General features: G+C 65.3%; 9 protein-coding genes and 3 pseudogenes. 6 read left to right on the forward strand and 6 right to left on the reverse strand.

Going from position 1 to position 9,087, the window contains the following annotated elements:
- Positions 1-168: pseudogene (locus NBZ83_RS26350) on the reverse strand (NF041680 family putative transposase); the annotation flags it as partial.
- A gap of 538 nt (positions 169-706) precedes the next feature.
- Positions 707-904 (reverse strand): annotated as a pseudogene (locus NBZ83_RS34675) (nucleotidyltransferase domain-containing protein); the annotation flags it as partial.
- A gap of 254 nt (positions 905-1,158) precedes the next feature.
- On the opposite strand from NBZ83_RS34675, the gene NBZ83_RS26360 reads away from it, so the two are divergent.
- Together NBZ83_RS26360 and NBZ83_RS26365 are read left to right on the forward strand one after the other, a co-directional pair.
- Positions 1,159-1,812 carry a class I SAM-dependent DNA methyltransferase gene (locus NBZ83_RS26360; protein ID WP_261569502.1) on the forward strand — a complete coding sequence of 218 codons (654 nt, stop codon included), beginning with the start codon at positions 1,159-1,161 and terminating at the stop codon, positions 1,810-1,812.
- A 47-nt stretch (positions 1,813-1,859) separates the two neighbouring features.
- Positions 1,860-2,405: a CchlQ gene (locus NBZ83_RS26365; RefSeq protein WP_261569501.1), complete on the forward strand. Its 546-nt coding sequence runs from the start codon at positions 1,860-1,862 to the stop codon at positions 2,403-2,405.
- Between the two features lie 483 nt (positions 2,406-2,888).
- On the opposite strand, the gene NBZ83_RS26370 is transcribed toward NBZ83_RS26365, so the two are convergent.
- Entirely contained in the window at positions 2,889-3,170 is a 282-nt protein-coding gene (locus tag NBZ83_RS26370) for a GNAT family N-acetyltransferase (protein WP_261576000.1), read from the reverse strand.
- Here NBZ83_RS26370 and NBZ83_RS34030 point away from each other — a divergent pair.
- A pseudogene (locus NBZ83_RS34030) lies at positions 3,076-3,351 on the forward strand (hypothetical protein); the annotation flags it as partial. The gene NBZ83_RS26370 and the pseudogene NBZ83_RS34030 sit on opposite strands and share 95 nt — an antisense overlap.
- On the opposite strand, the gene NBZ83_RS26375 reads toward NBZ83_RS34030, so the two are convergent.
- Positions 3,295-3,687 carry a hypothetical protein gene (locus tag NBZ83_RS26375; RefSeq protein WP_261576001.1) on the reverse strand — a complete coding sequence of 131 codons (393 nt, stop codon included), beginning with the start codon at positions 3,685-3,687 and terminating at the stop codon, positions 3,295-3,297. The pseudogene NBZ83_RS34030 and the gene NBZ83_RS26375 sit on opposite strands and share 57 nt — an antisense overlap.
- A 216-nt stretch (positions 3,688-3,903) precedes the next feature.
- On the opposite strand from NBZ83_RS26375, the gene NBZ83_RS26380 reads away from it, so the two are divergent.
- The 3 genes from NBZ83_RS26380 to NBZ83_RS34035 all read left to right on the forward strand — a co-directional run bounded on the left by NBZ83_RS26380 (position 3,904) and on the right by NBZ83_RS34035 (position 6,510).
- Entirely contained in the window at positions 3,904-4,260 is a 357-nt protein-coding gene (locus NBZ83_RS26380; RefSeq protein ID WP_261569498.1) for a hypothetical protein, read from the forward strand.
- Between the two features lie 324 nt (positions 4,261-4,584).
- Complete coding sequence (locus NBZ83_RS26385) at positions 4,585-5,082, forward strand: hypothetical protein (protein WP_261569497.1); 498 nt, start codon at positions 4,585-4,587, stop codon at positions 5,080-5,082.
- Between the two features lie 909 nt (positions 5,083-5,991).
- Positions 5,992-6,510 carry a GIY-YIG nuclease family protein gene (locus NBZ83_RS34035; RefSeq protein ID WP_261567417.1) on the forward strand — a complete coding sequence of 173 codons (519 nt, stop codon included), beginning with the start codon at positions 5,992-5,994 and terminating at the stop codon, positions 6,508-6,510.
- A 265-nt stretch (positions 6,511-6,775) separates the two neighbouring features.
- Here the strand turns inward: NBZ83_RS34035 and NBZ83_RS26390 are convergent, their stop codons facing one another.
- Together NBZ83_RS26390 and NBZ83_RS26395 are read right to left on the reverse strand one after the other, a co-directional pair.
- Positions 6,776-6,976, reverse strand: coding sequence for a hypothetical protein (locus NBZ83_RS26390; RefSeq protein ID WP_261567418.1), 201 nt, complete (start codon positions 6,974-6,976; stop codon positions 6,776-6,778).
- 926 nt (positions 6,977-7,902) lie between these two features.
- Complete coding sequence (locus NBZ83_RS26395) at positions 7,903-8,337, reverse strand: hypothetical protein (RefSeq protein WP_261576002.1); 435 nt, start codon at positions 8,335-8,337, stop codon at positions 7,903-7,905.
- Between the last annotated feature and the right edge of the window lie 750 nt (positions 8,338-9,087).

Consider the following 9,087-nt stretch of genomic DNA (forward strand, 5'->3'; position numbering starts at 1 on the left):
GGGTTTCGGCGCGCTGGCGGGCAGGGGCAGGGCCGGGCGGATGTTCCGGGATCCTCGTCGGACCCGTGCGGGTGCGAGCCGGTCTGGCGGTGCGGGTTTCTCCCAGGGGCGGCGCAGGTCGCGGGCCAGCGGTCGGGCGAGGCGGAGCTGGGTGTGGGCGTCTGCGACGAAGTGGTCGACCTGGCGCAGGTCTGCGCGGGTGAGCAGGGTCTTGTCGTTGGTGACCCATTCGCCGCGTGCCGCGTGCCGCGAGCACGGCGTGCGCGGCCTGCGAGGTCGCCTGGGCGACCAGGCCGGCGCACTGGGCCAGCCGGCTATGGGGGGCGTGGTTGACCCGGGCGTAGTCGAAGGTCAGCCGCGCCCGGTCCCACCAGACCCTGGGTGCCCGTTCCCGCAACGCCGCCGGGTGGTGCGCCGTGGGCAGCTGGCCGCGTAGTACCCGGCGGACCGCGAGTTCCGCGAGTACGAGGTAGGACGGGATGCCTGCGAGGTGGAACATCAGCGGCTCGATGCGGAACCGGCCCTCGGTCGCGGCGGCGAGCTCCTGGTCGACGACGTCGAGATCGCGGTAGTGCACGTCCGTGCGGCGTTCGTCGACGACCAGCCAGGCACCGCCGTTGAAGACGCCGCCGCCCCAACCCCCGACCTCGACCACCTCGCCGGACCAGCCGAGGTTGCGCAGCGCCTGGGGCTCGAAACGTCCCCGGTAGTAGACCGCGAAGTCCCAGTCACTGTCCGGCCGGTGCGTGCTCTTGGCCCGCGACCCGCCGAGGCTGACCGCCTGAACCCCGGGCAGGCTGGCGAGGCGCTCGGCGACGTGGTCGAGGAAGGCGTCATCGTCCATGCACGGACGTTGACCCGGCTCATCACGAATGCCCTTGGCGTCGCCCCCGTGAACTGTCATGACGGACACGACCAGGAGAGTGTCCTCCCCGGCGCCTGTAGGGATCGCTCGAAGTTGAGTAGTCCGTCCTCGGGGCTCACCTCAACGTGTCACCAGCCGCAAACGGCGATGATCTAGCCGGCTGCCGGCTGCCGGCTGCCGGCGGCATGGAGTTCGCGGAGGTCGGGTGAGACCGGCCCCGGTAGAGGGCAGGGTTCTGGCCGCGTTGGTGGGCAGGTCGATGATCGTGTGGCCCACGCCTAGGATGGTCGGCCATGACCGAGTCTGCCCCGAGCCATCTGGCGACCGTCGCGGCGGCGTATGACGGCGTGGCCGAGATGTACGCGGAGCTTTTCGTCGACGTGCTCGACCGCCAACCGCTGGAGCGTGCGCTGCTGTCCGCGTTCGCCGACCTCGTGCGCCCCCTGCCCGGCCCGGTCGCGGACCTTGGCTGCGGGCCCGGCTACGCAACGGCCCACCTGCACCGCTCGGGGCTGGACGTGTTCGGTGTGGACCTGTCGCCGGAGATGATCGCCATCGCTCGACGCTCACATCCACAGCTGCGCTTCGAGGTGGGCACGATGACCGCGCTGGACCTGCCGGACGGCATCCTCAGCGGCGCCCTGTGCCGCTACTCGCTCATCCACACCCCACCCGCCGACATCCCCGCCATCCTCGCCGAGGTCCACCGCGTCCTGGCACCCGGCGGCCACCTGCTGCTCGGCTTCCTGGCCACCGACGAGCCCGCGGCCGGAGTACACCCCTACGACCACCGGGTCACCGGCGCCTACCGCTGGCCACCCGACCATCTCACCGAGCTGGCAGGGCAGGCAGGGCTGGTCGAGGTCGCCCAGCTGGTGCGAGCACCGACAGACGAAGAACGAGGCCGACAGGCACAGCTGCTGGCCCGCCGCCCGCAGCAGAGGTAAGCCTCCACCGGACTACGCCTGTACCGGCACAGAGGGGAAGGGGTGCGGTGGACTGGGGCACACTGGTTGCCACCGCCAGCGGCGCGGTCATCGCGATCGCCGGCACCGTCCTGGCCGATCATCTGCGTGGCCGGCGCGATGACGACCGAGGTCACTTGCAGCGGCGGCGGGATGCCTACATCGCGTTCATCGTGGCCGCGGGTGTCTGCCACACCCGGCTGCGCCAGATCGCCCAGGACAGCGCCGGCAGCGGTGACCTCGACGCGACGTCGCGGGCGGTGCTGGCCGACGCGGGCATCTACGACGTGCGCGAGCGGCTGTTCATCGACGCCACCGCGACGGTCGCCGGCGCTGGCCAGGCGATGTTCGAGCGGCTGCGCGCGTTGCGGCACGTGGTCGCCACGGGAGCTGGCCTGTCGTCGGCGGCATTCCACGACGCCTACCACCCCTATCTCGACACTGTCTGGCGCTACCGGGCGGCAGTTCGCGCAGAGTTGGAGGCCACCGCACTATCGCCTGTGGACTTCGGCTGGGACAGCTGGGACGGCAACGACCGCTGCCCGCTCTGCCGATCGGCCTCCGGCGGCGCCTGACCGGAGGCGGTTCTGCCCCGGCCGCGAACGCGCCAGGTTGCCCACCGGCCTGACCGAATCGCGATATAGCGCCGCTCTCGATGCGAGCTTGATCCTACGGATTTAGCTGGCCAGTCCGACGATCTGTTCAATCTCGTTACCGATCCCGCGTTTCTGCTTGTAGGGATCGGGTGAAGATGGCCAGCCCGAGCTGCCCAGATGGCCTCGTTGGCCAGCCGAGCTCGATCTCATGGGGCAACTGGCCGGCTTCGAGTTGGAGACCAGGCACGCCGACTGGAAGGGAGTCGAGTTCACCGCCGAATCCCGCTCCCACGTGTCCGTCTACCGCATCCCAGCGAACCGATAGATCCGAACTCGGCCACCCACACGTCCTCAACCAGGGGCCAGCAAGCTCCTGTCACCACACCACATCTGCCTCGGCCAATGACGGGTGCAAAAACGCCCAGGCGCCGGGCCGGACCTTGCGATGGGAGGGGTTCGGCCTCACAGCCGCAGGAGACCCGCAGCGGTCTGCCGGAACCCACACCGCTCGTAGAAGGGTTCCAGATGTGGTTCGTAGTCGACGTGCAGCCACTCGGCACCGCGAGCCCTCGCCTCGTCCGCGGCAGCTCGCACCAGACGTATCCCGAGTCCCTGGCGGTGCTCGTCCGGGTGCACCGTGGTGTCCAGGATGAAAGCGTGCACGCCGCCGTCACCGACGACGTTGACGAATCCGACCAGGCGTCCTCGGCTCGCCGCGATCCACGTCAGGCTATGGGCCAGCACCGGCGCGAACAACGAACCGATAACAAGATCCTGTTATCGTTGGTTCGTGAGGGATCTCGTTCTCTCCCGCGACGTGATCAGGGCACGGACGCGCGCGTCGATCCTCGACGCCGCGGCGCGGCTGCTAAGCACCGGCGGCCCGGAGGCGGTCGCCACGCGAGCGGTCGCCGCCGAGGCTGATGTGCAGCCGCCGACGATCTACCGCATCTTCGGCGACAAGGACGGCCTGCTCGATGCCGTCGCCGAGCACGTGCTCGCCACGTGCGTCGCCGGGAGATCCCGCACCGAGAACAGCGACGACCCGCTCGCGGACCTCCACGCGGGATGGGACGCGCACATCGGGTTCGCGCTGGCCAACCCGGCGGTATTCACGCTCCTCGCGGATCCGCGAGGCCGGATGCGCTCGTCGAGCGCCGCTGCCGGAGACGAGGTCCTCCGCCGCCGGGTGCGGCGAGTAGCGGCATCGGGTCGGCTCCGGGTCAGTGAACAGCGCGCCGTCGACAGCCGCCGCCGTCACGCTCCGCGGCGACCTACCCAACGTCGCAGTGCTCAGCAACGCCGAGGCCGCGCTCTTCACCGAATGGCTGGATCGGATCATCAGACGCTAAGCCGTCGAGGACATCGCCCGGCACAGCAGCCGGCGGCTCACGATGGTCCGCTCTCCTACACGCGCGGGTCGAGGGCGGTTGAAAGACGGTCCTGCCGGCCGACGATCGACCTGGACTCCACGGATGTGGAGGTCTACGGCCGGGCGAAGCGGGGCGTGGCCTCCATCTACGAGGCGAAGAAGGCCGGTCGGCCGTTGCCGGCGAGCTGGGCGCGCACCGGGCTGGTCCTGGCCGCGGACCTGCTCGCCGGAGCCCAGGTCACGGCGGTGGACCACGCCCCGGTGGGCTGGCCACCCGGCACCTACAGGATCATCCGGCGGGTGAAGGTCTTCGCGAGCGAGATCTCGGCCGACCCCCGCTCCCGGCGGCGGCGCACCATCCCGAAAGACCAGCTCACGCTCGCGTTGGAAGGCGTCTCAGCGCCGCAGTCCGGTGGCGGCGACGCCGGGCACGCAGCGGTGGAGCTGAAGCATCACTATTGATGTGTGCAAGCCGGGGGTGGTACCGATCGTGCTAGCGCATCATTCGGGCTTCTCGCCAGCATTTTTTGGCAATCGGGCCGCCCCCGGGCCCGCACCCGCCGCACGATTCGGATGCAGTACGCCACCGCACCGCCAGACCCCCGGCGGACTGCTCCGGCGCCATGGAGGACGGCGTCCCGATCGCGACGCGAGGTGGGTGGGTTGGGTGCCACCCTCAGCGGTTTCGAAAAGCGGTCTCGGTGCACCAACTGGCTCGGTAAGATCCTCATAGTCTGGATCTCATTGAGCGGTTGCGGGGACGGAGTCTTTGGTATGGACGCAGGCATGGAGATCGACATTGCATCGCTTGCTTTCTCCGTCATCACCGCCACGTTTACAGGCTATATCGCTTTGATCGGCCTGAGGTTTACAGCAAAACCACACCTTCGCTGCTCGGTAACTCCCGACCTCAACGACACGGTGTTTAGGTGTGGAGAAACGATCAGGATTGAGATCATGCTCAACAATCGCGGCCATTGGTACGGAAACCCCGTGGCAACGGATGTGCACGTTTGGTTCGATCTGGACCCACGATTCGAACCAATAGTCCTACATAGTGGTTGGGCGGACGAGCATGAGTACCGTGATACTCGTATCGGCAAGGGGGGTGCCAAAACGATTCGAGCTAAGGGTCTGATCTCGACCTATGGATTACCACCGGAAAGGATGCGACTGACGGTCAAGGTGCCTGACAGTCCAGGCGAGTATTCGGGTACCATTATTACCATCTCCGGGGAGGGTTCTCATGATGTCGACCCACTAACGTTCCGCGTCGTTTCGTAGCAGGACGTCCCAGGAGGCTGGCTGTCAGGCCGGGGTCGGGTGTGCCCGATAGCCGGTCACGGTGGGCGGCCGAAAAGGATCGCGAGCACGGACCCCCACCGGGCGGTTGTCGACGTTGTCGGCAGAACGGTCGCGTGTGATGGCCGCTTGAACGGAAGCACATGGTGCGGCGGCCAGTGCTCGGTGCGGTGCTCATCGACGAGCGGGAGCCGGCGCGCGACCCGTGATCACGACGTGGTCCCGCCGAACACACGTCGAGCCCTCGACGTGTGCAGCCTTGGGCTGGTACCGATCGTGTCCGCCTGTTTGACGTGTCTGACGTCCCACTGGCGACGAAGGCCGCTGTCTGACGTCGTGTCTGCCGAATTGCTCGTTTTAGGATCAAGGAGCCGTAGGCCGCGACGCGCGACGGCTGTGCGTGGCGCTGGCACGCCATGCTCGAAAAAGCAAGAACTGGAGTGATGATTGCAGCGACCTCTTCTCCGGACACCCAGAAATCTTGGCGGCTATGCCAAGGAATACCTGTAGCGACCTGGAACGGACGACGCGGCCGATCATGGAGTCGAGAGACAGAAGCACGCGGCAGCATTCCGGCCAACCATCCCACTCGATCCGTCGACGCTCTGTAACCGCCGGCCGGCAGCCTGCTGTACGGCGGTCGTACTGCAACGGGGATGGACATTGGTGGACGGCGGTAGACGTCGCCACACCCGTGACCTGCACCGGTGTACGTCGGTGGACGTTCGTAGACGGTGCGCCGAGGGCTACGGATCAGATGGTTGTGCTTGCCGCGCGGGTGCACCCGCTGCTGATCTTCTGCGGCCGATCGCCAAACTATGCAAGGTGGACAACCCGGATGGTGGACCCCTGACCGCCGAAGAAGTCTGTCAGGTACTACGCGCAGCGCCCATGCCAGTGAACAGCCTTCTTGGCCCCGACCCAAGATCGGTGCCAGACGAGCCAGGCTTGTACGCATGGTGGGCGGCTCCCGGGGTGCTCCCAGGGGTTCCGACGGCTGCTCATCCGTCTCTGCGACTTGGCCTGCTGTACGTCGGCATCGCCAGCACGAGCCTCCGGCGGCGCATCGTGAGTCAGCATCTCGCCGCGAACACGGGTTCCTCAACCTTCCGCTTCACGCTCGCGTCCCATCTTCTGATCGAGGGGGGCCTGACTCCATACAGGAAGGGAAAGAAGGTCTTGCTGCCGCGTGCCCAGCTTGACTGGCTGCTCCGGTGGCAGGTCTCCCACCTGCACGTCTCCTGGATAGCCAGGAGCGACCCCGCCGAGATTGAAGCCGCCGTGATCGCCGCTGTGGAGCCGCCCCTTAATGGGGACGACAACGAGCACCATCCATACAGGCAGCAGCTCCGCGAGCTTCGCGCGGCCTTTCGACTCAAGGCGGAAGACGGTCCCGCTCCAGGCGAATAGTCTCCACGATCTTCCACGTGGTGGTCGATCCACGGTGGGGGCAGGGGCAGCCAGCGCGGCAGCCAAGCCCACGAACGACGGTAGACGACTACGGGATTCGACGGACGAGGCCGAGCCCGCGACCAGCACCGGCGGACGTCCACGGGCATCGGCGGACGAACCACCAATGATCTCATAATACGCTGGTCTGCCGAACGTATCAGAAGCGGCCCGAGCGCCAAGAAAACCGCCGGTACGTTAGGGTTCGCGGAAAGCGAAGGAACGGCTAGGACTGCGCTGCCATCCCGAACTTCTCCACGGCCAGGCGGCGGGATTCACGCTCGTCGAGCCACCGCAGGTGGTAGATCTCGCCGACGAACCTGAGGCGCCCCAGATCCCAGTCGTCGAGCTCCTTAGGGAGGTCGTCGGGTAGCACGATCGTGTCCGTGAACGAGATCTCGGTTCCCGGCAGCACCAGGTAAAGCATGGCTGCATGGCGGCCCGCTGACCACCGACGCCACCATAGGGCGCCGCCGGTCTGCTCCGAATAGACTTCCGGCACGACAAGCAGGAGTCCGATCTCTACCGGACCATCGCAGATCCGCGCCACGCGGTGGCTGTACCGTTCCAGCCGCGGGCCAGCCACAAGGGACTCACGCGGCGGGCGCCAAGACACCGGCTGACCTTCCTTCCGGATCAGATGAGAGGCAGGCCGTGGACAATCCTCGGACGAACCGGTGACAGTCTCCGGAGCCCGCGGCTGCATCCACGCTCCGTGAGCACCTTTGCAGCCAACACCGTACTGCATTTGTACTGCAACGGGGGCGGACGTCAGTGGACGGCGGTGGACATCACCGACCCTGTGACGTGCACCGATGGACGCCGATGGACGTCCGTGGACAGGCTGCCGAGGGCTACGGATCAGAAGGTTTCGCGTCAGTTTACGAGAGGGAATCTCAATCCTGTCTCCTTCGGCTTTGCAGCAAGGCTGTTAAGGTCTGTTCTATCCGGTCGTTTACGTCTCTCCCGTCATCCCGTAGCAATTCCCTCAGTTGCGCCCGACTTAGGTCGGTCTCGCGTAGAACCACCTGAAGGGCTTTCAGTTGTTCGCCGGCCGTTAGCTCGCCCAATTTCACTTCTAGCAGATGTCTCTGCCGCTCCGAACGAGGATTAAACCAAAATTCCCGCACTTCCCTTCGCATCTGACTTCGAACAATTTGAACTACTACTAGAGTGCTAGATACTCCGACGAAAATTGCCGCAGACATTGTAACGGCTGCGACCGTATAGTCGGAAAAGATTGCTGTTGCGTAGTAGGCGAAGCCAACAATAAGGAGCACTATCGACACGGGGCCGGCATGGGAAAGCGCAGAACTTAGCAATCGCCGCACTCCACGCACAGAATCCCCCGATCTAAAAGAAAGTAGCTCCAGCGGCTATCGTCACAACTACTACGGCGAGAGCCATAACATTAGAAGCAACAATTCCTCGATAGGTATGATAATTCCCGGCGGAATCCGTTCCATACCAGCGAAGATAATTGGGAATAATCAACGAGACTACAATTATGACACCGAGAAGGAGTCCCACTTCGCTCGTAGTTACATCGCCTCCGTCGCCCTTTATTGCAAGTACCGAGAAAGCGACAGTCGCATTAATAATCCAGTCCACCCAGAGGATGGCATCCTCTAAGATAAGGACTTGAGCTGTCGCCGAGTTTCGCTTGGCAGCCAGACGAAGAAGCCAGCTCAGTACCGATGCTAAAAAGAGAATGAGCAGCGATATCGCAATTCTCGTAGGAGCTTTATCGTTTAGCCGGTCCGGCCCCGCGCCCGCAGAAGCAGCCATAAGAACTGCGTTTGCCGTTGAGTTCAACCGGTTTCCCCCCGACTTCCGGTCATCAGCTGCAGCATCTTACACGGCGGGGAGAGTCCGTTGTTACAGAGTCGGCGGCACGTCACTCCGATGCGCCGTGCCGGTCACGCTATGATACCCGTCAGGTTTTCAGGTAAGGGCTCACCGACGCCCGAACCGGGCAGACAGTCTTGGCGAAGGAACATGATCTTCTTGACGAAGGCTCCCCGGGTCCCGTACCGGCCTGTACGGGATGGAGTCTCCGAGACATTGGTGCAGCCCGGCTGCCATGCCGCGCGCGTAAGTTGATGGAACCAGTGGATCTTTTGACCTCCAGCCGTGGGCGGACATGACAGCCGGCTGCTGGTTCAGGAGCGTTCCAAGGTCAGCGAAGGCCAGGGTATAGGTTTCCCGACCCCGTAGCGTGAAGCCGCCCGGCAGTCGGAAGAGCCAGGCCCGGATGGCAGCCACACTTGCAGCCAAGCCGGTGTACAGCGGTGGACGAGCGTGGGCCTCTACAGGCATTGGCTGCGGACGTGACCAGGACCGACAGACACCGGTGGACGTCGACGGACAAACGACCGGTGATCTCATAACCCGCAGGTTGAGCCGCGACACCCCTGGGCTGAGCTGCGGCGACCTCGCCGTCGGACGGGCCGGCACCGGTACGGGCCTCAAAGAAGCGGACATGTGCAACTCGGGGGTGTACCGATCGTGCTCGCGCACGCCCGCGCCCTGCTTGCC

The sequence above is a fragment of the Frankia gtarii genome (genome assembly GCF_025403375.1).
Lineage (GTDB): Bacteria > Actinomycetota > Actinomycetes > Frankiales > Frankiaceae > Frankia > Frankia gtarii.

What these genes read in the sequence shown, in the direction of transcription:
- NBZ83_RS26360 (WP_261569502.1), top strand. Translation starts at nt 1,159, where the DNA reads ATGACCGAGTCTGCCCCGAGCCATCTGGCGACCGTCGCGGCGGCGTAT.
- NBZ83_RS26385 (WP_261569497.1), top strand. Translation starts at nt 4,585, where the DNA reads ATGGAGATCGACATTGCATCGCTTGCTTTCTCCGTCATCACCGCCACG.
- NBZ83_RS34035 (WP_261567417.1), top strand. Translation starts at nt 5,992, where the DNA reads ATGCCAGTGAACAGCCTTCTTGGCCCCGACCCAAGATCGGTGCCAGAC.
- NBZ83_RS26390 (WP_261567418.1), bottom strand. Translation starts at nt 6,976, where the DNA reads ATGCTTTACCTGGTGCTGCCGGGAACCGAGATCTCGTTCACGGACACG.
- NBZ83_RS26395 (WP_261576002.1), bottom strand. Translation starts at nt 8,337, where the DNA reads ATGGCTGCTTCTGCGGGCGCGGGGCCGGACCGGCTAAACGATAAAGCT.